This is a genomic window from Georgenia sp. TF02-10 (genome assembly GCF_022759505.1).
Taxonomy (GTDB): Bacteria; Actinomycetota; Actinomycetes; order Actinomycetales; family Actinomycetaceae; genus TF02-10.
On record NZ_CP094289.1, the window covers coordinates 3,678,517 to 3,703,733 of the forward strand.

21 protein-coding genes and 1 tRNA gene are annotated in these 25,217 nt (G+C 75.3%); 5 read left to right on the forward strand and 17 right to left on the reverse strand.

Annotated features, from left to right (window positions below; translation table 11 throughout):
- Positions 1-101: 101 nt before the first annotated feature.
- The 8 genes from MF406_RS16755 to MF406_RS16790 all read right to left on the reverse strand — a co-directional run bounded on the left by MF406_RS16755 (position 102) and on the right by MF406_RS16790 (position 8,429).
- Positions 102-2,678: an ATP-dependent Clp protease ATP-binding subunit gene (locus tag MF406_RS16755; RefSeq protein WP_242895745.1), complete on the reverse strand. Its 2,577-nt coding sequence runs from the start codon at positions 2,676-2,678 to the stop codon at positions 102-104.
- Positions 2,679-2,929: 251 nt separating this feature from the next.
- Entirely contained in the window at positions 2,930-3,454 is a 525-nt protein-coding gene (locus tag MF406_RS16760) for an O-acetyl-ADP-ribose deacetylase (RefSeq protein WP_242895746.1), read from the reverse strand.
- A gap of 25 nt (positions 3,455-3,479) precedes the next feature.
- Entirely contained in the window at positions 3,480-3,905 is a 426-nt protein-coding gene (gene dtd / locus MF406_RS16765; protein WP_242895747.1) for a D-aminoacyl-tRNA deacylase, read from the reverse strand.
- Between the two features lies 1 nt (position 3,906).
- Positions 3,907-4,233 (reverse strand): DUF2516 family protein, encoded by a 327-nt coding sequence (locus tag MF406_RS16770; protein WP_242895748.1) that lies wholly within the window; start codon positions 4,231-4,233, stop codon positions 3,907-3,909.
- 330 nt (positions 4,234-4,563) lie between these two features.
- A complete protein-coding gene (locus tag MF406_RS16775; protein ID WP_242895749.1) occupies positions 4,564-5,805 on the reverse strand; it encodes an aromatic acid exporter family protein in 1,242 nt (413 codons plus the stop codon).
- 114 nt (positions 5,806-5,919) lie between these two features.
- Entirely contained in the window at positions 5,920-7,014 is a 1,095-nt protein-coding gene (locus MF406_RS16780; RefSeq protein WP_242895750.1) for a folate-binding protein YgfZ, read from the reverse strand.
- A 1-nt stretch (position 7,015) separates the two neighbouring features.
- Complete coding sequence (locus tag MF406_RS16785; protein ID WP_242895751.1) at positions 7,016-7,621, reverse strand: FABP family protein; 606 nt, start codon at positions 7,619-7,621, stop codon at positions 7,016-7,018.
- 52 nt (positions 7,622-7,673) lie between these two features.
- A complete protein-coding gene (locus tag MF406_RS16790) occupies positions 7,674-8,429 on the reverse strand; it encodes a hypothetical protein (protein WP_242895752.1) in 756 nt (251 codons plus the stop codon).
- Between the two features lie 193 nt (positions 8,430-8,622).
- Here MF406_RS16790 and MF406_RS16795 point away from each other — a divergent pair, with 193 nt between their 5' ends.
- From MF406_RS16795 to MF406_RS16805, 3 genes are all read left to right on the forward strand, one after another.
- Positions 8,623-9,318, forward strand: coding sequence for a response regulator transcription factor (locus tag MF406_RS16795; RefSeq protein WP_242895753.1), 696 nt, complete (start codon positions 8,623-8,625; stop codon positions 9,316-9,318).
- Between the two features lie 598 nt (positions 9,319-9,916).
- Positions 9,917-10,537, forward strand: coding sequence for a DUF47 domain-containing protein (locus MF406_RS16800; protein ID WP_242895754.1), 621 nt, complete (start codon positions 9,917-9,919; stop codon positions 10,535-10,537).
- Positions 10,538-10,542: 5 nt separating this feature from the next.
- Positions 10,543-11,544 (forward strand): inorganic phosphate transporter, encoded by a 1,002-nt coding sequence (locus MF406_RS16805; protein ID WP_242895755.1) that lies wholly within the window; start codon positions 10,543-10,545, stop codon positions 11,542-11,544.
- 120 nt (positions 11,545-11,664) lie between these two features.
- Here the strand turns inward: MF406_RS16805 and pstB are convergent, their stop codons facing one another.
- The 9 genes from pstB to MF406_RS16850 all read right to left on the reverse strand — a co-directional run bounded on the left by pstB (position 11,665) and on the right by MF406_RS16850 (position 24,376).
- Positions 11,665-12,444, reverse strand: a complete 780-nt coding sequence (pstB, locus tag MF406_RS16810) for a phosphate ABC transporter ATP-binding protein PstB (RefSeq protein ID WP_242895756.1) — start codon at positions 12,442-12,444, stop codon at positions 11,665-11,667.
- A 113-nt stretch (positions 12,445-12,557) separates the two neighbouring features.
- Complete coding sequence (pstA, locus tag MF406_RS16815) at positions 12,558-13,655, reverse strand: phosphate ABC transporter permease PstA (RefSeq protein WP_242895757.1); 1,098 nt, start codon at positions 13,653-13,655, stop codon at positions 12,558-12,560.
- Positions 13,655-14,698 (reverse strand): phosphate ABC transporter permease subunit PstC, encoded by a 1,044-nt coding sequence (gene pstC, locus MF406_RS16820; protein WP_371744537.1) that lies wholly within the window; start codon positions 14,696-14,698, stop codon positions 13,655-13,657. Before pstC ends, pstA begins: the two co-directional genes overlap by 1 nt.
- Before the next feature lie 534 nt (positions 14,699-15,232).
- Positions 15,233-16,333: a phosphate ABC transporter substrate-binding protein PstS gene (gene pstS / locus MF406_RS16825; RefSeq protein ID WP_242895758.1), complete on the reverse strand. Its 1,101-nt coding sequence runs from the start codon at positions 16,331-16,333 to the stop codon at positions 15,233-15,235.
- A 169-nt stretch (positions 16,334-16,502) separates the two neighbouring features.
- Entirely contained in the window at positions 16,503-17,483 is a 981-nt protein-coding gene (locus tag MF406_RS16830) for an NUDIX hydrolase (protein WP_242895759.1), read from the reverse strand.
- Positions 17,480-19,723 carry an RNA degradosome polyphosphate kinase gene (locus MF406_RS16835; protein WP_371744677.1) on the reverse strand — a complete coding sequence of 748 codons (2,244 nt, stop codon included), beginning with the start codon at positions 19,721-19,723 and terminating at the stop codon, positions 17,480-17,482. The genes MF406_RS16830 and MF406_RS16835 overlap by 4 nt, the downstream gene beginning before the upstream one ends.
- A gap of 596 nt (positions 19,724-20,319) precedes the next feature.
- Entirely contained in the window at positions 20,320-21,402 is a 1,083-nt protein-coding gene (locus MF406_RS16840) for a GNAT family N-acetyltransferase (RefSeq protein WP_242895760.1), read from the reverse strand.
- A gap of 224 nt (positions 21,403-21,626) precedes the next feature.
- Positions 21,627-23,612 (reverse strand): acyl-CoA dehydrogenase family protein, encoded by a 1,986-nt coding sequence (locus MF406_RS16845; protein ID WP_371744538.1) that lies wholly within the window; start codon positions 23,610-23,612, stop codon positions 21,627-21,629.
- Positions 23,613-23,737: 125 nt separating this feature from the next.
- Complete coding sequence (locus tag MF406_RS16850) at positions 23,738-24,376, reverse strand: hypothetical protein (protein ID WP_242895762.1); 639 nt, start codon at positions 24,374-24,376, stop codon at positions 23,738-23,740.
- A gap of 324 nt (positions 24,377-24,700) precedes the next feature.
- Here MF406_RS16850 and MF406_RS16855 point away from each other — a divergent pair.
- Both MF406_RS16855 and MF406_RS16860 read left to right on the forward strand, forming a co-directional pair.
- Positions 24,701-24,773: transfer RNA gene (locus MF406_RS16855), tRNA-Lys, on the forward strand.
- Between the two features lie 208 nt (positions 24,774-24,981).
- The gene (locus tag MF406_RS16860) at positions 24,982-25,212 is read left to right on the forward strand and encodes a hypothetical protein (RefSeq protein WP_242895763.1); all 231 of its coding nucleotides are present in this window, start codon (positions 24,982-24,984) and stop codon (positions 25,210-25,212) included.
- Positions 25,213-25,217 lie beyond the last annotated feature (5 nt).

The following is a 25,217-nucleotide window of genomic DNA, read 5'->3' on the forward strand; positions in this document are numbered from 1 at the left end:
CCGAAGACGCCGGAAGGGCCCGGCGGCCATCTGGCCACCGGGCCCTTCCGGGCGGTGCGAGCGGACCCGCGGGGCCGCTCGCCGCGGTTGCGGCGGGTCGGTCAGGACTCCGGCTGCAGCTGACCGCCGCCGCCGGCCCCACCGGTGGTGGGCGCCGTCGGCAGGTCACGCTGCTCGACCGTGGCCCCGCTCCCGACGGCGACCGGCTCGGGCTTGGCGATCTCCCCGGCCGGGACGCCGGTGAAGGTGAACTGGCCCAGGAGGCCCTCGCCCTCGGCGTCGACCAGCACCCGCTGGCCGGCGTGGAGCTCGCCGAAGAGGATCTTCTCGGACAGCACGTCCTCGATCTCCCGCTGGATCGCGCGGCGCAGCGGCCGGGCCCCGAGGACCGGGTCGTAGCCACGCTCGGCCAGCAGGTTCTTGGCGGCCGGGGTGAGCTCGATCGTCATGTCCTGGTCGCGCAGCCGGGTGTCCAGCCGGGCGACCATCAGGTCGACGATCCGGACGATCTCGTCCTGGGACAGCTGCGGGAAGACGATGACGTCGTCCACCCGGTTGAGGAACTCCGGCCGGAAGTGCTGCTTGAGCTCCTCATTGACCTTCGTCTTCATCCGGTCATAGCTGTTGGACAGCTCGCCCTCCGCCTGGAAGCCGGTGAGCAGCCCCTTGGCGATGTCCCGGGTCCCGAGGTTGGTGGTCATGATGATGACGGTGTTCTTGAAGTCCACCACCCGGCCCTGGGAGTCGGTGAGCCGGCCGTCCTCGAGGATCTGCAGCAGCGAGTTGAAGATGTCCGCGTGGGCCTTCTCCACCTCGTCGAACAGGACCACGGAGAACGGGCGCCGGCGGACCTTCTCGGTGAGCTGGCCACCCTCCTCGTACCCGACGTACCCGGGCGGGGAGCCGAACAGCCGCGAGACGGTGTGCTTCTCGGAGAACTCCGACATGTCGAGCTGGATGAGCGCGTCCTCGTCCCCGAACAGGAACTCGGCCAGCGCCTTGGCCAGCTCGGTCTTCCCGACGCCGGTGGGGCCGGCGAAGATGAACGAGCCACCGGGGCGCTTGGGGTCCTTCAGCCCGGCGCGGGTGCGGCGGATCGCCTGGGACAGCGCCTTGACGGCGGCGTCCTGACCGATGATCCGGCGGTGCAGCTCCGCCTCCATGTGCAGCAGCTTGGAGGACTCCTCCTCGGTCAGCTTGAACACCGGGATCCCGGTGGACATGGCCAGCACCTCGGCGATGAGCTCCTCGTCCACCTCGGCGACGGCGTCCAGGTCCCCGCTCTTCCAGGCCTTCTCGCGGTCCAGCCGGCGGGCGGAGAGCTTCTTCTCGTCGTCCCGCAGCCGGGCGGCGCGCTCGAAGTCCTGGTCGTCGATCGCGGACTCCTTCTCCCGGCGCATCTCCGAGATCCGGTCGTCGAGCTCACGCAGCTCCGGCGGGGCGGTCATCCGGCGGATCCGCAGCCGGGCGCCCGCCTCGTCGATCAGGTCGATCGCCTTGTCGGGCAGGAACCGGTCCGAGACGTACCGGTCGGCCAGGTTGGCCGCGGCCACCAGGGCCTCGTCAGTGATGGAGACCCGGTGGTGCGCCTCGTAGCGGTCGCGCAGGCCCTTGAGGATCTCGATGGTGTGCACGAGCGTGGGCTCGGCCACCTGGATCGGCTGGAACCGACGCTCCAGCGCGGCGTCCTTCTCGATGTGCTTGCGGTACTCGTCCAGCGTCGTCGCACCGATGGTCTGCAGCTCCCCGCGGGCGAGCATCGGCTTGAGGATGGAGGCCGCGTCGATCGCGCCCTCGGCGGCCCCGGCCCCGACGAGGGTGTGGATCTCGTCGATGAACAGGATGATGTCGCCGCGGGTGCGAATCTCCTTGAGGACCTTCTTCAGCCGCTCCTCGAAGTCGCCGCGGTAGCGCGAGCCGGCCACCAGCGAGCCGAGGTCGAGAGTGTAGAGCTGCTTGTCCTTCAGGGTCTCCGGCACGTCGCCGCGCACGACGTCCTGGGCCAGGCCCTCGACGACGGCGGTCTTGCCGACGCCGGGCTCGCCGATCAGGACGGGGTTGTTCTTGGTGCGGCGGGAGAGCACCTGCATGACCCGCTCGATCTCCTGGGTGCGCCCGATCACGGGGTCGAGCTTGCCCTCGCGGGCGGCCTGGGTGAGGTTGCGGCCGAACTGGTCGAGCACGGCCGACCCGGACGGCTGGCCCTCGGCGGGGCCGCCGGCGGAGACGGGCTCCTTGCCCTGGTAGCCGGAGAGGAGCTGGATGACCTGCTGGCGCACCCGGTTCAGGTCCGCGCCGAGCTTGGTCAGCACCTGGGCCGCGACGCCCTCGCCCTCGCGGATGAGGCCGAGCAGGATGTGCTCGGTGCCGATGTAGTTGTGGCCGAGCTGCAGCGCCTCGCGCAGGGACAGCTCGAGCACCTTCTTGGCGCGCGGGGTGAAGGGGATGTGGCCGGCGGGGGACTGCTGCCCCTCGCCGATGATCTCGGTCACCTGGGCGCGGACGGCCTCGAGCGAGATGTCCATCGCCTCGAGGGCCTTCGCGGCGACGCCCTCCCCCTCGTGGATGAGGCCGAGGAGGATGTGCTCAGTGCCGATGTAGTTGTGGTTGAGCATCCGCGCCTCTTCCTGGGCGAGGACCACCACGCGACGGGCTCGGTCGGTAAAGCGTTCGAACATGAGAACTCCTCTGGGGCGGCCACCCTCGGTCCGGCACCCGGCACGGCGCGGGTTGGGCGGCGTTCGACAAGGCTAACGGCGGCGTCCCCGCCCTACTGCCCGTGTTCGCCAGCGGCGTGATACCGGCCGGGACGACGGCGGCCGGCCCCCGCGGCGGCCCCGGCACCACCGGGCCGGGGCCCGGTCAGCGGCCCGCGGCCGCGCGGCGGCCAGCGCCCGGCCGGCGCCCGACGGCCAGCACCCGGCCGGCGTCAGGCGACGAGCGCCCGGTCGAACTGGGCCCGGACGCCGTCGTCGAGCAGGACGAACCGGACCAGGTCGACGGCGCTGCCGCCCGGCCCGTCGGCGAACTCCCGGACGCTGGCCACCGCGACGCCGGCCACCTGGGCCGGGTCCCACCCGTAGACCCCGGCGCTGATCGCCGGGAACGCCACGGTCCGCGCGCCGACGGCGACCGCCACGTCCAGGGAACTGGTGAAGCAGGCGGCCAGCAGCGCCGGGTCGGTCTGGCCGCGGTGGGCGTTCGGGCCGACGGTGTGGATGACCCACCGGGCCGGGAGGCGGTAGCCCCGGGTGGGCACGGCCTGGCCCACCGGCAGCCCGTCGGGCAGCTCGGTGCGGCGCAGGTCCTGGCACTCGGCGAGCAGCTCGGGCCCGGCCGCGCGGTGGATGGCGCCGTCCACCCCGCCGCCACCCAGCAGGGAGGAGTTGGCGGCGTTGACGACGGCGTCGACCGCCTGGGTGGTGATGTCGCCCTGGATGGCCTCGATCCTCATGCCCCGATCCTGCCCTGCCTCGGCGTCAGACCTCGACGAGCACGGTGACCGGCCCGTCGTTCACCAGCTCGAGCGCCATGTCCGCGCCGAACCGGCCGGTGGCGACCGGCACGCCGCGCCCGCGCAGGTCGGCGGCGACCGCCTCGACCAGCGGCTCGGCGACCGGCGCCGGCGCGGCCCGGTTCCAGGTGGGCCGACGGCCCTTGCGCACGTCGGCGTACAGGGTGAACTGGGAGACGAGGAGGACCGGGGCGCCGGCGTCGAGCACCGAGGCCTCCTCCCGCAGGATGCGCAGCTCGGCGATCTTGCGGGCGAGCCGGGAGACCTGCGCGGGGCCGTCATCGTGGGTCACGCCGACCAGCGCCACCAGCCCGGGGGCGTCGATCCGGCCGACCACCTCCCCGTCGACGCGGACCGCGGCCCGGGTCACCCGCTGGAGGACCGCCCGCACCTCACCAGCCCCCGCCGCGCGGCGGGCGACGGCGGCCGTAGCCCCGGACGGCGGGGCGGACGTCGGCGAGGTAGACCCCGGCGGGGACGACGGCGAGGAGCTGCAGGAACCCGCCCATGAGCCCGATGCCGAGCGGCGGCGGGATGGCGACGAACCCGATCACCGCGGCGACCCCGAGGAGGACCAGCCAGAACGTCTTCGTGCGCTTGCCGGCCGTGGTGAACGCCCCGGCCGGCCGGCGGGCGGCGTCGACCAGGGCCCACAGCTCCAGGCCGAGCATGACCAGGGCCAGGGCGAGGAAGAGGAGGACCTGCAGGTTGCCGACCACCACTAGAGCGTAACCGGCGGGCCGCGAGCCTTCGGGAGAGGCGCCTCCTCGCCCCCGGCCCGGCCGCGCGTTCGCTCGTTCGTGTCGAGTTCGAGGTTGTGCGCCGAGTTCGCTACGTGTGACTGGCGAACTCGGCTCGGACTGGCGAGCTCGGCACTGTCGGGCGGCGCGAGTTCGCTGGTTCGTGCCGGCCCGGGGCCGTCCTCGCGCCAGGGCTGTCGCCGCCGTCGGGCGCCTCGGGTCCCCGGGACGGCGGGCCGGCGGCTGCGCGCCGGCGACCCGGGAAGACCCGGGAGGCCCGGCCGGCGCGGAGCCGCTGCCGGCGGCGGGTCAGGGCTCGCCGAGCTCGCGGACCGCCTGCCGGTAGCTCAGCCCGGTCATCTGCAGCGCGTCCACGGCGAGGGAGCGGAGCAGGGAGACCAGGGTCTGCTGGCGCCAGCCCTGGCTGGCGTACGCCTCGGGCACGAGCGCGGCGGCGACGTCCGCCAGCATCGCGCGGGCCTGCTCCGGCGGCTCGCCCCGGCCGAGCGAGGCGCCCAGCGAGCGGGCGCCGGCGGCCAGCGCCTCCACCTGGTCGGCGATCTCCGGGACCGGGCCGTCCTCCTCCACGGCGAGCACGCCCCGGCGGGCGACCACCCGGGCGTTGCGCATCGCCCGGTCGGCGAGGGTCGCGGCCCGGGAGAGCTCGCCGATGACCGGCCGGTCCGCGCGCCGGGCGGGGTTGACGCGGGCCAGCTCGGCGGCGCTGCGGGTGGCGGCGGTCCAGGACTCCAGCGTCTCCTGGGAGGCGCGGCCCTGGGCGAGCGCGTCGGCGGCGAGCTGGGCGTCGCCCGTGCGGAGCGCCCGGCCCAGCGTGCTGAGCATGCCGGCCAGGTCGCCCATGGCCTCCCGGGCCAGCGCCCGCGGGCGGCGGTGCACGTCCCCGGGCAGCAGCGCGGCCACGACCAGGGCGACCAGGGCGCCGACGGCGGCGTCGGACCACCGGCCCAGCGCCCCGCCGCTGAGCATGGCCGCCGGCATGGCGACGATGACGATGCTCTGCACCCCGGCCTGGGTGGTGAGGAGCTGGCCGCGGTCGAGGAACCTGGCGATGAGCGCGGAGACGAGGAGCACGACGGCGATCTGCACCGGGCCGGCGCCGAAGACCTGGACGAACAGCTCGCCCAGGCCGACGCCGACGGCGACGCCGGCGCCCATCTCGGCCACCCGGCGCAGCTGCCGCTCGGGCTGGAAGCCCAGGCACACCCAGGCGGCGATGGGCGCGAACAGCGGCACGGCGTGGTTCAGCACCTCGCCGGAGACGAAGTACGCGATCCCGGCGGCGAGCGCGGCCGTGGCCACCGGCAGGGCCGCGGTGCGGACCCGGCGGGCGCCCTGCCGGGCCCGGACGCCGAGGAAGACCCGCCACCGGCGCGGGTCCATCGACTGGCCGAGCCCGACGGCGATGAGCCGGACCGCCTCCCCGGCGCGGCGGTCCGCCTCCCGGGCGGGTCGGCTCGTCGCCTCGGCGCTGCTGCCCGCGCCGCCACGGGCGGCCGGTCCGGGCGTGCCCGCGCCGCCCCTGCCGTCCACCGCGCCGCCCGGTCCGCGCGCCCCGCCGTCGGCCGGTCCTGACCTGGCCCCCGCCGCACCGGCCGCGCCCCTGCCGTCGGCCGGGTCCGGGGCCGCCGGGCGCGGGCCGCTCGGTCACGGGCGCAGGTCGCGGCGGCGCAGGCCGGCGCCGGGGCGCTCGGCCGGGCGGGCGTCGGTGACGCCCTCCGGGCCGACGATGACCTCCTGCGCGGCGGCGATCCCGCCGGCGCGCAGCGGGGCGTCCACGGCCACGGACCGCTTGACCAGGGCCAGCGCCGCCGGACCCAGCTCCTCGTGCCGGACGACGGAGGTGAGGTGGCCGACGACCTTCTCCCCGGCCAGCACCTCCGCCCCGGGCTCGGGCAGCACGTGCTCGGAGCCGTCGAGGTGGAGCATGACGAGCCGGCGCGGCGGGCGGCCCAGGTTGACCACCCGGGCGACGGTCTCCTGCCCGCGGTAGCAGCCCTTGCTGAGGTGGACGGCGGTGCGGAGCCAGTCGAGCTCGTGCGGGATGGCCCGGTCGTCCACCTCGCGGGCCAGCCGCGGCCGCCACGCGGCGACCCGCAGCGCCTCCCAGGCCCAGGTGCCGGCCAGCCGCCCGCCGGCGGCGGCGACGTCGGCCAGGGCGTCCCGGCGGACCAGGCTGAGCCCGCGGGGCACCTCCGCGCCGGGGTGGTCGGCGTCGGGCGGGCCGTAGTGGGTGGAGCCGGGTGCGGTCCGCGGCCAGGGGTCGAGCCAGGTCAGCAGGTGGGCGGGGTGCCCGGCCAGCGCGGTCCAGCCGCCGGCCGCGGTACCCAGCACGGCGACGTCGTCCCGCCGCGCGACCTCCACCCGGAGCATGAACCGCATCTTGTCCAGGAACGCGGCGAGCGGCTCGGCGTCGGCGGCCTCGGTGACCAGCCAGGTGGTCTCGCCGTCGTCGACGACGGCCGGGGCGTGCTCGACGTGCCCGTGGACGTCCAGCAGGAGGAGCTCGGTGCTGGCGCCCGGCTCCAGGCCGAGGAGGAGCTGGGAGGAGAGGGTGTTGAGCCAGCTGATCCGGTCCGGGCCGGTGACGGTGACGACGCCGAGGTGGGAGAGGTCCACCACGGCCTCCCCCCGGGCCAGGGCGCGCTGCTCGTGCACCGGGTCGCCGTAGTGCAGCGCGACGCCGGCGTCCGGGCCGGCGGCGGCGACGGCGCCCGGCCGGGCCAGCAGCGGACTGGTCATCTCAGGCCTCCCCCTCCGCGGACGACTGCCGGCTCAGCCGGCCGGAGGCGTAGGACTGCAGCTCGTTGCCGAACGCCGCCAGGTCCATCGCCCACAGCAGGTCGCTCTGCACCAGGCCGTACATCCGGGTCGCGCCGGCGACCTCGGCCGCGGTGGCGGTGCGCACGACGGCGTCCGTCGCCAGGTCCACCCGGGGCCCGCGCACGGTGCCCAGGTAGACGCTCATCTGCCCGGCGGGGTCCGCGACGAGCACCTCCAGCTCGGTCCCGCCGCCGTGGACGCCGTCGCCGCCGTCGTCGGCCGAGGCCGGCACGGGCCGCCAGTAGGAGGTCTCGGTGGACCACTGCTCGGCCGGGACGAGGGCCCCGGCGCCCTCGTTGCCGGTCATCTCCTGGGCGATGGGCCCGGACCGCTCGGTGTCGGCGAGCCAGATGGTGCTGGTCGAGCGCAGGTAGGGGCCGCCGTCGTGGTCGAAGACGATCTCCTGGACGAAGGGCTGCTCGGGCACGCCGGGGTAGCCGAGCATCCCGAAGCCCCGCCACCGGCCGAGCAGCCAGGCCAGCGGGTAGCACTCCGGGGCGAGGTCCTCGGGCAGGGTGAACGGCATGCCCCCAGGCTAGCCGCCGCAGGCCGGCTCAGGCGGCGAGCAGCGGGCCCGGTCAGGCGGCGAGCAGCTGGCCCACCAGGTGCACCGGCACGCCGACCACGAGCACCGGCAGCACCGCGGCGGCGACGGCGGGCCGCACCCGCCCGGAGGCGGGGAACCGGCCGAAGAGCACGTGCAGGGCGGCGGTGATGATGCCGGTGCCCAGCCCGACCAGCCCGCCGGGCACCATCCCGACGACGGGCAGGATCGCCCCGGCGACGACGCCCGCGGCGGCGGCCGCGGCGGTGGCCAGCCCGGCGACCAGGGCGGTCGGCGCCGGGACGGCGGTGACCGCGGCCGCGGCGGCGATGGTGGCCGCCGCGGTGACGACCAGCGGGCTGCCCGGGCCGGCCTCGGCGGTGACCCAGCCCGCGGCCGAGACGACGACCACGGCGCCGGTGACCGCGCCAGAGACCGACTCGGCCAGCCGGGGGCGGCCGTCCCGGCGGAGCATCTCGTGCACGAAGGCGGCGATCACGGCCAGCCCCATGACCAGGGCGAGGGCGTCGAGGGAGGCGAACCGGGCGGCGGCGGCCGCGGCCACGGCCACCAGGGCGATGACGGCGGTCACGCCCGGTCCGGTGGGCAGGGCGAGCAGCCGCGGCCAGCCGAGCGCGAGAAGCAGCCCGAGGAGCACGACCAGCCCGGTGAGCAGGTCGCCGGAGAGGTAGCCGGCGAGGGCCAGCACGGCCGCGCCGAGCGCCGTCACGGCCGCCCGTGAGGGGGCGCCGACCAGGGCCGCCGCGGCTGCTCGCGACGCCGTGCTCACCGGTGCCGCCCCTCGCCGGCGCCGCTGGTGCGCGCGGAGGGTCGGGCGAGGGGGGCGGGCACGGGCCCGATTCTGGCAGACCGGGTGGCGGGTGCCAGCCGGGCCCGGGGCTCGCCGTCGTCCAGCCCTGGGCGGGCGTCCCGGGGGCAGGACCGCTGCCGGTTACAGTGTGCGCGAAAACGAGGAGGGAGCCGTGGCCGAGCTCGTGCTGCTCACCGCCGACCCGGGCGGCACCCCCGCCGTGCTGCCCGCCCTGACCTTCCTCGGCCACCACGTCGTCGTGCTGCCGCTGTCCCCCGCCGCCCTGGCCGAGGGGACCGACGCGGCCACGGTGCTGCTCGACGCCCGCCAGGACCTGGTCGCCGCCCGCACCCTGTGCCGGATGCTGGCCGGGCCGCTGGCCGCCCCGCCGGTGCTCCTCGTCCTGGCCGACGGCGGCTTCACCGCCGTCTCGGCGACCTGGGGCGCGGCCGACGTCGTGCTCGCCAGCGCCGGCCCCGCCGAGGTGGAGGCCCGGCTGCGGATGATCGGCGAGCGCTCCCAGGCCGTCGAGGAGGGCGACACCGACGCCGAGGTCCTGGAGGCCGGGGACGTCGTCATCGACCCCTCGGCCTACACCGCCCGCGTCCGCGGCCGGGTGCTGGACCTGACCTACAAGGAGTTCGAGCTGCTCAAGCACCTGGTGGCCCACCCCGGCCGGGTCCTCACCCGCGCCCAGCTCCTGCAGGAGGTGTGGGGCTACGACTACTACGGCGGCACCCGCACGGTGGACGTCCACATCCGGCGCCTGCGGGCCAAGCTCGGCGGGGAGCACGACCAGCTCATCGGCACGGTGCGCAACGTCGGCTACCGGTTCGAGCCGCGCCGCCGGGAACCGAGCGAGGGCTGACCGCGCGGGCGGCTTCTCCGCCGGCAGTCCATGGCGAGCTCGTCGGGCGCGGCGCGCGGCCCGCAGGTCGGGGCGGGACGCCGCGCACGGCCCGGCACGGTACGCCACCGGCGATCACGCCGGATCGTCCCCAGCCCTTGCGCACCCGCCCACCCCTGGACGTAGAGTGGGGCCCGACGCCGGGTCGCGAAAGCCCCGGGCTCCAACACAAGCCGCCAAGAGCGGCCTTCGCGCCGACTGGCGCTCTCCGACCCGGCGTCCTCATCCTCTGGCCCCGACGACGTCGTCCGGGCCGCCCCCATCCCCGCGTCGCTGTCGGGCCCCGCGCCTGGCCGGTCTCGTCGCGGCCGCAGTCCCCCGGGCGCCGCCCCACGCCGGCCCCGCCCGGGCCACGCCCCACGCCAGCCCGCCCGGGCCACGCCCCATACCGCCCCCGCCCCGACCCTCCGACGCCCCCGGCCGCCGTCGTCCGGTTCCCACGGCCCACCCAGCCCCGCGCCACCCCGTTCGTCCGGAGCCCACCCGGTTCTGCTCTAGCCTGATCTCTGGCCGGCCGGACCCGGCGGCCCGTCTTGCCGCCCCTGCCCCTGGAGACCCGGTGCGATTCCGCCCCACGCCCCGTGACGCCAGCTTCTTCTCCCTCCTCTCCACCACCGCCGGGCACCTGGTCACCGGTGCCGGCCTGCTGGCGGAGATCCTCGGCGCCGACCGGGTCCGGCGGGCCGAGCTGGCCAGCCGGCTGCACGACGTCGAGCACGCGGCCGACGAGTCGACCCACCAGGTCATGCGCCGGCTCAACCAGACTTTCGTCACGCCCTTCGACCGGGACGACATCTACCAGCTGGCGTCCACCCTGGACGACTGCATGGACGACATGGACGAGGCCGGCGACCTCATCGTGCTGTACAAGATCGGGGACCTGCCGGCCGGGGTGAGCGAGCAGGTGGCCGTGCTGCAGCGGTGCGCCGAGCTGACCGCCGACGCCGTCCCGCGGCTGAGCTCCCTGGACGGCCTGCGGGAGTACTGGGTGGAGATCAACCGGCTGGAGAACCAGGCCGACCAGGTCTACCGCCGGCTGCTCGCCGAGCTCTTCGACAACGGCACCGACCCGATGACGGTGATCAAGCTCAAGGGCGTCATCGACGCGCTGGAGTCGGCGGCGGACGCGTTCGAGCGGCTCGCCAACGGCATCGAGACGATCGCGCTCAAGGAGTCCTGACCGTCGTGGACCTCGTCCTCGTCCTCGTCCTGGTCGTCGTCACCGTCGCCCTCCTCTTCGACTTCACCAACGGCTTCCACGACGCCGCCAACGCCATCGCCACCTCCGTCTCCACCCGGGCGCTGACCCCGCGCGCGGCCCTGGCCATGGCCGCCGCGATGAACCTGCTCGGCGCCATGCTGGGCACCGGCGTGGCGGAGACGATCGGCTCGGGCATCATCACCCCGCCGGGCGGCCCGCACGGCCTCGGCGTCATCCTGGCCGGCCTGGTCGGGGCGGTGGTCTGGAACCTCATCACCTGGTGGCTCGGCCTGCCGTCCTCCTCCTCGCACGCGCTCATCGGCGGGCTGACCGGCGCCGGCCTGGCCTCGGCCACCCAGGTGCACTGGGACGTGATCCTGAGCAAGGTCGTCGTGCCGATGGTCGCCTCCCCGCTGATCGGGTTCGGCCTGGCCTACCTGCTCATGGTCGCCGTGCTCTGGCTGGTCCGGCGCCGGCCCTACCACCGCACCATGCGCCGCTTCCGGCTGGCGCAGACCGTCTCCGCCGCGGCGATGGCGCTGGGCCACGGCCTGCAGGACGCGCAGAAGACCATGGGCGTGATCGTCCTCGCCCTGGTGGCCGGCGGGCTCCACACCGGCACCGACATCCCGCTGTGGGTCAAGCTCGCCGCGGCCACGGCGATCTCCCTGGGCACCTACGCCGGCGGGTGGCGGATCATGCGGACGCTGGGCCGGAAGGTGATCGAGCTGGACCCCTCCCGGGGCTTCGTCGCCGAGGCGGTCTCGGCCGCGGTGCTGTACTCCACCGCGTTCGTCTTCCACGCCCCGGTCTCCACCACCCACACCATCACCTCGGCGATCATGGGGGTGGGCGCGACCAAGCGGCTGTCCGCGGTGCGGTGGGGCGTGGCCGGCAACATCGCCGTCGCCTGGGTGCTCACCATCCCGGCGGCCGCCCTGGTCGCCGCCGGCCTGTACCTGGCCATCGGCGGCCTCCTGCCCTGACGACGGCGACCGCCCGCTCGGGCTGCCCGGCTCACCGGCGCGGCCGCCCGCCCGGGGCCCGGCTCACCGGCGCGGCCGCCCGCCCGGCCGCCGTCGGCGCCCCGCCGACCGCCGGACCCGTCAGCCGAACCGGCCGGAGATGTAGTCCTCGGTCGCCTTGACCGACGGCGAGGAGAACATCTTCTCGGTGTCGTCCATCTCCACCAGGTGGCCGGGCTTGCCGGTGCCGTCGATGTTGAAGAAGCCGGTCCGGTCCGACACCCGCGCCGCCTGCTGCATGTTGTGGGTGACGATGACGATCGTGTAGTCGTTCTTGAGCTCGGTCATCAGGTCCTCGATCGCCAGGGTGGAGATCGGGTCCAGCGCCGAGCAGGGCTCGTCCATCAGGAGCACCTGCGGCTTGACCGCGATGGCCCGGGCGATGCACAGGCGCTGCTGCTGGCCCCCGGAGAGCGAGGAGCCGGGCCGGCCGAGCCGGTCCTTGACCTCGTTCCACAGGTTCGCCCCGCGCAGCGACCGCTCGACCAGGTCCTCCGCCTCGGCCTTCTTGATCTTGCGGTTGTTCAGCCGCACCCCGGCGAGCACGTTGTCGGCGATCGACATGGTGGGGAACGGGTTCGCCCGCTGGAAGACCATCCCGACCTGCCGGCGGACCTGGACCGGGTCGACATCGGGGGCGTAGAGGTTCTGCCCGTCCATCACCGCCTCGCCCTCCACCCGTGCCCCGGGGATGACCTCGTGCATCCGGTTCAGGGTCCGCAGGAAGGTGGACTTGCCGCACCCGGACGGGCCGATCAGGGCGGTGATGGTCCGCGGTGCGATGGTCATCGTGACGCCGGCGACGGCGAGGAAGTCGCCGTAGTAGACGTTGAGGTCCTTGACGTCGATGCGCTTGGGCACTGATTCCCTCGTTAGTTCGTGGCGGGGCTTGTCGTGGTGGGGCTTGTCGTGGCGGGGCGGGCCGGCGTCGTCACGCCGCCTGCCGGGGCTCGCGGCGGGGCGGGCCGGCGTCGTCACGCCGCCTGCCGGGGTGCGAAGTAGCGGCTGACGAGCCGGGCGAGCAGGTTCAGGAGCATGACGATGACCACCAGCGTCAGGGCCGCGGCCCAGGCCCGGTCGGCGCCGGTCCCGCCCTGGGAGTACTGCCGGAACGCGTAGACCGGCAGGGTGGCCATCCGGCCCTCGAGCGGGTCGTTGTTCAGGGTGTTGATGATGCCGACGGTCATCAGCAGCGGCGCGGTCTCGCCGATCACCCGGGCGACGGCGATCATCACCCCGGTGGTGATGCCGGCGACGGCGGTGCGCAGCACCACCTTGACGATGGTGAGCCACTTGGGCACCCCGAGCGCGTAGGAGGCCTCGCGCAGCTCGTTGGGCACCAGCCGCAGCATCTCCTCCACCGAGCGCACGACGACCGGGGTCATCAGCACGGCGAGGGCGACCGCGCCCATCAGCGCGGACCGGTAGGCGGGGCCGATGACGATGGTGAACAGCGCGAAGGCGAACAGGCCGGCGACGATGGACGGGATGCCGGTCATCACGTCGACGAGGACGGTGATGGCCCGGGCGAGCCGGCCGCGGCCGTACTCCACCAGGTAGATGGCGGTGAAGATGCCCAGCGGGATGGAGATGACGGAGGCCAGCGCGGTCACCCACACCGTCCCGACGACGGCGTGCCAGGCCCCGCCGGAGGTCATGTCGCCGAAGACCCCGGCCATGTCGGTGGTGAGGAACTCCCAGCTGAGCATGTCGAGCCCGCGCGCCAGCACGGTCCAGACCAGCGACACCAGCGGCACCATGGCGAGGACGAAGGCGCTGGTGACCAGGGCGGTGGCGAGGCGGTCCTTGGCCATCCGCTCCCCCTCGACCACCCGGGACAGCACCCAGCTGGCGAGGACGAAGAGCAGCCCGCCGACGGCGGCGACCCCGCCGACGGTCGGGGCGGACAGGACGAGCAGGGCGAGGAACGCCACGGCCAGGGAGCCGGCCAGCACCGCCCACGGCGTCCAGCCGGGCAGCGTGCCGGCCCGGCGGGCCGGGGCGGCGGGGCGGCGGTCGGTGGGACCGGGGGCGGCGGGCCCGGGGGCGGCGGGGCGGGGGGCGGCGGGCATCAGTTCGCCCCCGAGAACTCGGCCCGCCGGGCGACGACCCACCGGGCCACCAGGTTGACGGCGAAGGTGATCGCGAACAGGGCCAGGCCGGTGGCGATGAGCACGTCGGCGCCCAGCCCGGACGCCTCGGGGAACTGGTTGGCGATGTTGGCGGCGATCGACTGGTGCTGCCCGGGCTTGAGGACGTAGAAGTTGATGAGGAACCCGGGCGACAGGATCATCAGCACCGCCATCGTCTCGCCGAGCGCCCGGCCGAGGCCCAGCATGGCGGCGCTGACCATGCCGGAGCGGCCGAAGGGCAGCACCGCCATCCGGATCATCTCCCAGCGGGTGGCGCCGAGGGCCAGGGCCGCCTCCTCGTGCAGCCGAGGGGTCTGCAGGAAGACCTCCCGCACGGTGGCGGTGACGATCGGCAGGACCATCACGGCCAGCACCACCGCGGCGGACATGAGGTTCTTGGCCGGTGCCTGGAAGCCGGCGAAGACGGGCACGAACCCGAGGTTCTCGGAGAGCCAGGCGAACAGCGGGCCGAGGAGGGGCACCAGCCAGGCCATCCCCCACATGCCGTACACCACCGAGGGGATGGCGGCGAGGAGGTCGACGAGGTAGCCCAGGCCCTGCGCGAGCCGGCGCGGCGCGTAGTGGGAGATGAACAGGGCGATCGCGATCGACATCGGCACGGCCATGACCAGCGCCAGGAACGAGGAGACCAGGGTGCCGAAGACGAGCGGGGCGACGTAGCTGCCCAGGCTGCGCCCGTTCAGGAAGCCGACCTCGGCCAGCGCGTCGGCCGGGGCGGTCAGCGCCGGCCAGGACCGCAGGAGGAGGAACCCGGCGACGGCGGCCAGGACGAGCAGGATGACGATCCCGGCCCCGGTGGAGATGCCGGCGAAGACCTGGTTCCCGAGCCGGCCGGGCGAGGCGCTCAGCCGCGCGCGCGGCCGCGGCGGCCGCCGCGCGGTCCGGCCGGGGCGCCGGCGGGGCGGGCGGCGCGCCGTCGCCGCGGCCCGGGCTGGGCGGCGCTTGGATCCGGTGGGCCACACTTCCTCCGTCTGTCGGTGCGGTGGTCGGTGCCGGTCGCTCCCGGCGCGGCACCCGGCGGGCCGTCCGGGCGCGCGGGCGTCCCGAGCCGTTGCGAGCGTAGTCAGGATCGGTGACCGGGGGGCAGGCGGACGGTGAACGGAGGGTGAACACGGCTGTTCGGCGCGTCACCGTCCGGCGGCGGGACGCGGGGCGCCGGGCCGACGGCGGCGCGTCACCGGCGGCGTCCGGGCGCACCTCGGCCGGCCCGGCCCCACCCTCCGTTCACCGTCCGCCTGCCCCCCGGTCACCGATCCTGACTACGCTCGCAACGGCTCGGGACGCCCGCGCGCCCGGACGGCCCGCCGGGTGCCGCGCCGGGAGCGACCGGCACCGACCACCGCACCGACAGACGGAGGAAGTGTGGCCCACCGGATCCAAGCGCCGCCCAGCCCGGGCCGCGGCGACGGCGCGCACCGCCCCCAACCCGGTCCGGACCGTCCCCCCGCCCCGGTCCGCACCACCCGACCGGGCCGGTCAGGTTGCCGAGGTGCCCGTCAGGTGGCCGAGATCTGGTCGATCGCGGCCAGCACCTCGTCCCGGAGCTCCTCCGAGATGGGCGCGGACCCGGCGACGCCGGGGTCGGCGGCCCGCTCCTGCCCCTCCTCAGAGGCGATGTACTCGAGCAGCGCCCGGACGTTCGCGGCGTCCTGCTCGCTGTCGTAGGTGGAGCAGGCGATGGAGTAGGAGATGAGCACCAGCGGGTAGGCGCCCGCGGCGTCGGTGTCCCGCGCCAGGTCCACGGTCAGCCGCAGGTCGGTGGCGTCCTCGGACCGCGGGGAGGCGTCGACGACGGCGGCCGCCGCCTCCGCCGAGAACGGCACGAACTCCTCGCCCACCCCGACCGCGACGGTGCCCAGCTCCTCGGTCACCTGGGAGGCGTCCAGGTACCCGATGGTGCCCTCCGCGCCGGTGATCGTGGCGACCATGCCGGCGGTCTGCGCCCCGGACTGGGTGCCGCTGATCGGCCAGGTCTCGGCCGGCTCGTGCGGCCACGCCTCGCCCCCGGCGGCGGCGAGGTACTCGGTGAAGCTCTTGGTGGTGCCGGAGTCGTCGGACCGGTTCACCGGCACGATGGCCTGGTCCGGCAGGGTCACGTCCGGGTTGGCCTCGGCGATGGCCGGGTCGTTCCACCGGGTGATCTCCCCGGCGAAGATCGCCGCGAGCGTCTCGGGGGCGAGGTTGAGGTGCTCGGCGCCCAGGCCCGGCAGGTTGTAGGCCACCGCGATCGGGGAGATGTACAGCGGGAGCTCGACGACCTCCCCGCCGAAGCACCGCTCGCCGCCGGCGGTCAGCTCCTCTGCGTCCATCGCGGAGTCGGAGCCGGCGAAGAGGACGGCCCCGTCGAGGAACATCTGCCGGCCGGTGCCCGAGCCGGTGGGGTCGTAGGAGATGTCGACGCCGGGGTTGGCCTCCTGGAAGCCGGCCATCCAGCCGTTCATCGCCTTCTCCTGGGAGGAGGCGCCGGCGCCGGGCAGGGTGCCGGTGAGCTCGGTGCCCTCGCCAGTCTCGGTCTCGGTGCCGGTGCTGTCGGCGCTGCTCGTCCCGCAGGCGGCTAGGGCGAGGGCCAGGGCGCCGACGGTCGTCACTGCCGCCACGGGGCGGCTGCCTGCACGCTTCACGTTGGTTCCATCCTCTGGTCGGTGGTCGGCCCGGTGGGGCCCGACGTCGCGACCGTAGGCAGCGCCCGTGACCGGGAGGCGGGCAGGGGATGAACGCCCGGTGAACGGTGGGGAGCGGGTCAGCGGAGCGGGTCAGCGGAGCGGGTCAGCTCGGCGGGCGGTGCTTCTCCAGCGCGACGACCGCCGCCCGCCGCCGCGGCCGCTGGGCCACGTGCACCACGAGCGCCTCGCCGGTCTTCAGCCACGGGTCGGAGTCGGGGACCTGCTGCATGATCCGGTGCGGGGTGCGCCCGGCGATCTCCGCCACCACCGTGGGCAGCACGGGACGGTGCATGCACAGGGCCACCGGGCGGTCCCGGGTGGTCAGCTCCTGCCGGACGAGCTCGCGGACCGGCTTGGCCCGGCGCTTGTGGGCCGCCTCGGTGAGCTCCTCGCGCAGCTGCGGCTCGAGGCCGGTGGCCTCCAGGTAGGGCCGCACCGTGGCGGCGCACCGCTCCCACGGGGAGGTGATGACGGCCTCGACGCCGTAGGCGCTGAGCAGCGGCACCAGCGCCGCCGCCTGGGCCTGCCCGGCGGCGGTGAGCGGGCGGGTGGCCTCGTCCCCGGGCCAGGCGCTGCGCTTGCGGGCCCGGGCGTGCCGGACCACGACCATCGTCCAGGTCCGCAGCCGCTCGTCGTGCCACTGGTCGAGCAGCGCCCCGAGGGGGACGCGGTCCCGGTGGTAGGTGAGCAGCTTCGCGGCCTTGCCGGCCTCGACCCAGCGGACGTCGTCGATCTCGCGGTCCTCGGCCGGGACGACGGCGGGCCGGGCGGCGAGCGACCGGTCGGCCCCGTCGAGCACCTGCGCCGCCCAGTAGTGGGAGTGCTTCCGCCGCCCGTCGCCGAGGTGGTACCGCACGGTGGGCAGGGGCTGGCCGAGGGCCACCTGCAGCCCGGTCTCCTCGGCGACCTCGCGCACGGCGCAGGCGGTCAGCCCCTCGCCCGGGTCGAGCTTGCCCTTGGGCCAGCCCCAGTCGTCGTACCGGGGCCGGTGGACGAGCAGGACCTCCAGGCGGCGGCCGACCATCCGCCACACCAGCGCGCCGGCCGCCTCCACCGTGGTGCGGGCGGTGGTGGGGGCGCTCACCGGGAGGCCGCCACGCGGCGCCGGGCCCGGGCCATGAGCATCTCCTGCAGGTCGGCGAGGCGCCGGCCCTGCTCGTCCCGGTGGTGCCGGTGCCACCCGTCCGCCGTCAGGTGCCAGGAGGAGGTGGTGTCGGCCATGGAGACGTCCAGGAGGGTGACCAGGAAGTCGATGTGGGTGGGGTCGACGATCCGGATCAGGGCCTCCACCCGCCGGTCCAGGTTGCGGTGCATCAGGTCCGCCGAGCCGATCCAGACCTCCGGCTGGCCCCCGCCGGCGAACGCGAAGACCCGCGCGTGCTCGAGGAAGCGGCCCAGGATGGACCGGACCCGGATGTTCTCGCTCAGCCCGGGCACCCCGGCCCGGATGGCGCAGATGCCGCGGACGACGACGTCGACCGGCACCCCGGCCCGGCTGGCGCGGTACAGCGCGTCGATGATCGCCTCGTCGACGATGGCGTTGGCCTTGATCTTTACCCACGCCTCCTTGCCGGCGCGGTGGTTCTCGATCTCGTGCTCGATTCGCTCGACCAGGCCGGGGCGGATGGAGCGCGGGGCGACCAGCAGCCGGTGGAACCGCGCGCGGGGGGCGTACCCGGAGAGCTGGTTGAACAGGCGGGTGAGGTCCTGGCCGACGTCGCGGTCGCAGGTGAGCAGCCCGAGGTCCTCGTACCCCCGGGCCGTCTTGGGGTGGTAGTTGCCGGTGCCGACGTGGCAGTAGCGGCGCAGCCCGTCCGGCTCCTGGCGGACCACCAGGGAGAGCTTGGCGTGGGTCTTCAGCCCGACCATGCCGTAGACGACGTGCACGCCGGCCTGCTCGAGCTGGCGGGCCCAGCCGATGTTGGCCTGCTCGTCGAACCGGGCCTTGATCTCCACGATGCACAGCACCTGCTTGCCGGCCTCGGCGGCGTCGATGAGGGCGTCGACGATGGGCGAGTCGCCGGAGGTTCGGTACAGGGTCTGCTTGATGGCCAGCACGTGCGGGTCGGCGGCCGCCTGGGCGAGGAACTGCTGGACCGAGGTGGAGAAGGAGTCGTAGGGGTGGTGCAGCAGGACCTCGCCCTGGCGGATCGCGGCGAAGATGTCGGTGGGGCTGGCGGACTCGACCTCGGCCAGCCCCTCGGCGGTGACGGGGACGAACTTGGGGTACTTCAACGCCGGCCGGTCCAGGTCGTGGATGACGTTGAGCCCGGTCAGGTCCAGCGGCGCGGGCAGCCGGAAGACGTCCGGCTCGGCCACGCCGAGCTCGCGCATGATGAGCTCGAGCACGTGCGGGCTGATGCCCTCGGCGACCTCCAGGCGCACCGCGGGCCCGAACCGGCGCCGGACGAGCTCCTTCTCCAGCGCCTTGAGCAGGTTCTCGGCGTCGTCCTCCTCCACCTCCACGTCCTCGTTGCGGGTGACCCGGAAGGTGTGGTGCTCGGCAATGTCCATGCCGGGGAAGAGGGCGTCGAGGTGCTGGGCGATGACCTCCTCCAGCGGCACGTAGGAGGTCCGCCCGCCGGAGTCGGCCGGGACGTCCTCGGGCCGGTAGGGGCGGCCCTCGGAGTCGACGGCGATGAACCGGGGCAGCAGCGGGGGCACCTTGACCCGGGCGAAGTGCTCCTTGCCGGTGGCCGGGTTGCGGACCACGACGGCAAGGTTGAGGGACAGGCCGGAGATGTAGGGGAAGGGGTGCGCCGGGTCGACGGCGAGCGGGGTCAGCACGGGGAAGATCTGCTTGCGGAAGAACTTGTGCAGCCGCTCCCGCTCGGCGTCGCTGAGGTCCTCCCAGTGGAGGATGCCGATGCCCTCGTCGGCGAGCTTGGGCTGGACGTCGGTGGCGAAGACCCGCGCGTGCCGCTCGGCGAGCTCCTTGGCCTTGTGGCTGAGGGCGTCGAGCACCTGCCGCGGGGAGAGCCCGGAGGCGGCCGTGACGGCCATCCCGGTCGCCATCCGCCGCTTTAGCCCGGCGACGCGCACCATGTAGAACTCGTCCAGGTTGGAGGCGAAGATCGCCAGGAACCAGGCCCGCTCCAGGATCGGCAGGTCGGTGTCCTCAGCCTGCTCCAGCACCCGCTCGTTGAAGGCCAGCCAGCTCAGCTCGCGGTCGGCGAACCGGCCGGGCGGCAGGTCGGCCGACTCCGGGGGCAGGTGCTCGCTCCGGGCCTCGGCGACGGCGGCCGCCGCCTGGTCGCTCAGCGAGGCCGCCGACGCGGAGACCCCGGCCTGGGCCCGGGCGCGCTGGCGGGCGCGGGCGGCCAGCCGGTCCTCGGCGTCCTCGGTCAGCGGGTGCTCGCGGGCGGTGCCGGGGCCGTCCGGCGCGACGCGGTCCGGCGCGACGCGGCCGTCAACGGCGGCCGCGTCGGTGCCCGTGCCCGCATCTGTCCCCGCGGCCGTGCCCGGATCCGTCTGCGTGCCGCCGCCGGAGATGCCGCCGTCGACGGCGGCCGGGCCGGTGCCCGTGCCGGTTTCTGTCTCCGCGGCCGTGCCGGCGCCCGGGCCGCCGTCGGGCACGCGCCCGTCGGCACCGGCGTCCGCGGCGGGGCCCGCACCGTCGGTGCCCCCGTCCACGGCGGGACCCGCACCGGCGGTGCGCTCGTCGACGGCGGCGCCCGACCCGCGCCCGTCGGTGGTGCTGCGCTGGACTGCCGGTTCCGTGCCGCTCACGTTCCTCACCCTCTCCTGCCCGAACCCGCACCCGGGACGGCCGCCGTCGCCGGCACGAGACCGCGGACGCTGGTGCGCCGCCGTCCCAGGTCCGTGGCCGCCGTCGTCCGCGCCGACCCCGAACCTCCGACGCTCGCTATCGTCGCACCGCCCGGCGGCCCGTGCGCTGGCGCGCCACCCATCGGCCGGCCTCAGCGGTACTGCACGTCGGAGCGCAGCGGGCGGAAGCCCTCGCGCTCGTACGTGCGCCGCGCCGCGGCGTTGTCCCCCTCGACGTAGAGGGTGGCGCGGCCGAGGCCGCGGCGGGCCATCTCGGCGAGGGCGAGGCGGGTCAGCGCCCCGCCCAGGCCCTGGCCCTGGGCGCTCGGGTCCACGCCGAGGGCGTAGATCTCGCCCTCGTCCGCCCCGGGCTCGGCCTTCACCCACATGCTCGCCACCGGTCCGGTGTCCGGCGTGCCGGCCGGCCGGACGAGCCACAGCAGCGACGGGTCGAACCAGTCCTCCGCCTGCCGGGCGCGCAGGTCGGCCACGGTCATCCGGCCCTGCTCGGGGTGGTCGGCGAAGGCGCGCGCGTTGAGCCGTACCCAGGCCTCCTCGTCCCGGCCCGGTACGAAGGGTGCGACGGCGTAGCCCGGCCGGGCGCCGAGCGCGGCCAGCGCGTCCGGCGCGGGAACGCCGGCCGAACCGGCCGCACCGGCGGCAGTGTCGGCCCCGGCCGCCGCGGTGCCAACGGTGCCCGCCGCGTCACCGGCGTCGTTGGTCGCCGCCGCGTCGGCACCGTCACCGCCGGCCCCCGCCGGGGGCAGGTCCCGGGCCATCTGGAGCAGCTCGCGCACCTGGGTCAGACCCGCGGCCACGGCCAGCGCGCGCGCCGCCGGCAGGTTCCCGTGGGCCCAGACCGCCACGTCGCCGCGCAGCCGGACCGCCTCGAGCAGCGCCCGGCCGACCCCGCGGCGCCGGCCCGCCGGGTGCACGACCAGCTCGGCGCTGGCGGCGCCGCCCTCGGCGGGCGGCTGGACCTGCGCGTACCCGACGACCGCCCCCTCCTCCTCGTCCCGGGCCGCGCCGTCGACACCGGCATGGGCCCGCGCCGGGTCGGGGTGCGGGTCGTGGGCGACCCGGGCGAGCAGGTGCCGGACCGGCCGACCGGGGTGGCGCAGGTCGAGGAGGGTCTGCTCGGACAGGGCCGCCACGCCGTCGGCCTGCTCGGCCGCGGCGGCCAGGGCCAGGACCTCGCCGGCCCAGGGGCCGACCTCGCTGGTCTCGGTGATCACGCGGCGCCTCCCCGCGACGGCCCCTCCATCGCTGTCTGTGCTCATTCCACCGGTGGCCGGTCACCGGCCGCAACCGGTCGGGCCGGCCGGTCGCCCGTGGGCGGGCGGACCGGCGCCCCTGCCCGCTCGGCGGCGGCTGCCGCGCCGGCCCCGCCCCGACCGCCCCGCCCAGACCGGCCCGCCCCGGCCGGCCCCCAGGCCGGCCCCCGAGCCGGGGCTGACGGCTACTGCCCGGGCTCCGGGTGGAGCATCCGGCGGGAGACGTCCGGGGCGCGGGCCGGCCCGGGGGTGGCGTCGGCGATCCACGGGCCGGTGCCCTCGGAGGCGTCGATGACACCGGTCTCGGCCCACGTGTACTCCCCCGCCAGTACCTCCCGGGCGAGGCGCTCGTCCTCGGCGTCGGTGTTGGTCCACAGGGCGGCGAACAGGCGGTCGACCTCCAGCCGGGCGCGCCGGCAGTACCCGGCGGCCAGCTTCTCCGCCGACCGCGCCACGGCCGGGTCGCCGTCGGCGGCCTGCATCTGGGCCCGCGCGCACACCGCGGACATCGCGAAGAGGAGCGCGCCGATGTCCACCACCCGGGCGAGGAAGCCCTGCCGCTGCTCCAGCCCGCCCTGCCAGCGGGCCATCCCGTAGAAGGTGGCCCGGGCCAGGCGGCGGGAGGACCGCTCGACGAACCGCAGGTGCGGGGCGAGCGCCGCGAACTCGGCGTAGGCGCCGGGCTTGAGCCCGGGGCCGGCGAGGAGCTGGGGGAACCAGGTGGCGTAGAACAGCCCGGCCCGGCCCGCCGCCTTGGCCTTGCCGGCCAGGGGGATGTCGGGATCGATGATGTCCCCGGCGACGGCGAGGTGCTGGTCGACCGCCTCCCGCGCGATGAGCAGGTGCATGATCTCCGTCGCGCCCTCGAAGATCCGGTTGATCCGCAGGTCGCGCAGGACCTGCTCGACCGGGACCGCCCGCTCGCCGCGGGCGGCGAGGGAGTCGGCGGTCTCGTACCCCCGGCCGCCGCGGACCTGGACCAGGGTGTCGGCCACCTGCCAGGCCACCTCGGAGGCGTAGAGCTTGGCCAGGGCCGCCTCGATCCGGATGTCGGTCTGGCCGGCGTCGGCGAGCAGCGAGGCCAGCTCCACCACCGCCTCCTGGGCGTAGGTGGAGGTCGCCATGAACGCGACCTTGTGCGCGACGGCGGCGTGCTCACCGACCGGCCGGCCCCACTGGACCCGGGTCCTGGCCCACTCGCGGCCGATCTTCAGGGACCACTTGCTCGCCCCGACGCACAGCGCCGGGATGGACAGCCGGCCGGTGTTGAGGGTGGTGAGCGCGATCTTCAGGCCCATGCCCTCCCGGCCGAGCACGTTGGCGGCGGGCACCCGGACCTGGTGGAAGCGGGTCACCCCGTTCTCCAGGCCGCGCAAGCCCATGAAGGCGTTGCGCCGCTCCACGGTGACCCCCGGGCTGTCCGCCTCGACGACGAAGGCGGTGATGCCGCCGCGGTGCCCCGCGGACTTCGGGACCCGGGCCATGACGACCAGCAGCTCGGCGACCACGCCGTTGGTGGACCACAGCTTCACGCCGTCGAGGAGGTAGTCCCCGTCCTCGGTGGGGGTGGCGGTGGCGTGCAGCCGGGCCGGGTCGGAGCCGACGTCGGGCTCGGTGAGCAGGAACGCCGAGATCGCCCCGGCGGCGCAGCGGGGCAGGAAGGCCCGTTTCTGCTCGTCGTTGCCGAACTGCTTGACCGGCTCGGGCACCCCGATGGACTGGTGCGCGGAGATCAGCGCGCCCAGCGCCGGGCTCGCGCTGCCGATGAGCATCAGGGCCCGGTTGTAGTGCAGCTGGCCCAGGCCGACGCCGCCGTACTCGGTGGGCACCTTGATCCCGAACGCCCCGATCCGGGCGAGCCCGGCGATCACCTCGTCGGGGATCACGGCCTCCCGCTCGATCGCCCGGCCGTCGACGTTGGCCCGCAGGAACTCGGTGAGGGTGGCCAGGAACGCCTCCCCCCGGGCGGCCTGGTCGGGGTCGGGGCGTGGGTGCGGGGTGATCAGGTCGGGCCGGAAGCGCCCGAGGTAGAGCTCCTTGGCGAAGCTCGGCCTGGTCCACTCGGTCTCCCGCGCCTGCTCGGCGACCTGCCGGGCCTCGCGCTCGGTCACGTGCGCGGCGCCCGGGGTCTCCGGTGCCTGCGCGGTGGTCTGCGTCGGTGCAGCCATCATTGCCTCCCGTTTTTTCCGGTACCGGCAGTATCACCTGGGCGGCGGCGGACGGGAAGGGTTTCGAGCGGCGACCGGCGGGTGGGGCGGCCGGCGGGTGGCGCGGGCCAGCCGGCCCTGCCTCCCGCTCAGTCCAGCCGCCCGGACCGGTACAGGGCCGCCGCCTCCGTGAGCTCGTCGGCGGTGGCGAGCAGCGCCCCGGCGCGGCGGGTGACCCGGAAGGCGAGGTCGTCGTCGTCCTCCTCGATCCAGTCTGCGTGCAGGGCGGAGCCGGTGGCGAGGACCCGGAGGAACGCGGCGGCGCGGTCCAGGGCGACGGCGAGGTCGCCGTCGTACAGGCCGGAGAGCACCGCGTCCACCACGTCGGTCATCTCCTGCGGCCCGGGCGGGTCGACGGCACCGGCGATGGCGCCGGCCACCTCGGCCCGCTCCAGGCCCAGGCGGTAGCGGTCGGCGACCGCCTCGGGGTCCCGGCGGACCCACTCGCGCAGGAGGTACAGGCGCCAGAGCGTGCCGGGCAGGGTGGTGTGCGGGCTGCGGGCCCAGAGCGCGGCGATGGTGTCCAGGCCCTCGGTGTCGACCAGCGCGACCAGGCGCTGGACGAGCTCGGGGTCGTCCGGGGCGCCCTCGCGGCCGCCGGTGACGATCGCCTGCGCGGTGGTGTGGGCGACCTCGGACCGGGTCGCCGGGTCCTCGTCGCCCTCGATGGCCTCGGCCTGGACCGGGTCCAGCATCGCCGGCCGGCGCGGGTGCGGTCTGTCGCTCATCGTGTGCCTCCCTCGCCCCTCCGGGGCCTCGGCACCGCCCGTGCGCCGGGGCTGGGCGGTCGTGGGCGCGGCGCCCACCGGAGCGATTCTCCCGTACGGGCGACGGCGACGCAGCCCTGGGGGCACGGCTCACCTCGGCAGCCGCGCACCGTGGTTCGCTGCGCCCGGCCAGGCGGTCCGACCGGCGGGGCGGGCCCGAGCACTGCGTGCCCGAGCGCCGGGCCCGAGCGTCGCGGGCGACCTCACGGCGCGAGCACGTAGCCTGTCCCTGGTGCCGGCACACCTCCCCCGCGGAATACCGTCTCCGACGAGCGCGCCGACCCCGGGCCTCTAGCTCAATGGGTAGAGCAGCTGACTTTTAATCAGCGGGTTGTGGGTTCGAGTCCCACGGGGCTCACGACGGCGCCGACGCCGCCCGCGGTGGTGAGGGCGCGGCGAGCAGCAGTCGAACGTCGTGCAGGAGCGGCTTGGCCCGACGATCAGCGAAGAGGGGTCCGGCGTCCTGGCCGGCGAGCCGGCTTCTGGGCAGGGCAGGGGTCAGCACCACCGAGCCGGCGGGGTGATCGGTGGTTGACGCAGGAAGCGACGCAAGTTAACTTTGTTCGGTGGCGGATCGTCCGATCGTCGCGCCGTCGGCCCGCAAGCACGGCGTCGGGGACCTGGAGATTCTGCACGCCTACCGAAACCCTATCCGGGTCTGGGACCTCGGGGAGGGCTTCACGATGGTCGTCGGCGCCTCGGCGCCGGGACGCATCCTGGAAGTCGGTTACGTCGAGGGCGAGACAGCGGTGGTGATCGTTCACGCCATGCTCGCCCGGGAGAAGTTCCTCAGGTGATGATG

Bases quoted from the DNA above. Each gene is read 5' to 3' on its own strand.
- pstA (WP_242895757.1), bottom strand. From the start codon at position 13,655: ATGCCCGCCGCCCCCCGCCCCGCCGCCCCCGGGCCCGCCGCCCCCGGT.
- MF406_RS16760 (WP_242895746.1), bottom strand. From the start codon at position 3,454: ATGAGGATCGAGGCCATCCAGGGCGACATCACCACCCAGGCGGTCGAC.
- MF406_RS16780 (WP_242895750.1), bottom strand. From the start codon at position 7,014: ATGACCAGTCCGCTGCTGGCCCGGCCGGGCGCCGTCGCCGCCGCCGGC.
- MF406_RS16785 (WP_242895751.1), bottom strand. From the start codon at position 7,621: ATGCCGTTCACCCTGCCCGAGGACCTCGCCCCGGAGTGCTACCCGCTG.
- MF406_RS16850 (WP_242895762.1), bottom strand. From the start codon at position 24,376: ATGAGCGACAGACCGCACCCGCGCCGGCCGGCGATGCTGGACCCGGTC.
- MF406_RS16755 (WP_242895745.1), bottom strand. From the start codon at position 2,678: ATGTTCGAACGCTTTACCGACCGAGCCCGTCGCGTGGTGGTCCTCGCC.
- MF406_RS16845 (WP_371744538.1), bottom strand. From the start codon at position 23,612: ATGATGGCTGCACCGACGCAGACCACCGCGCAGGCACCGGAGACCCCG.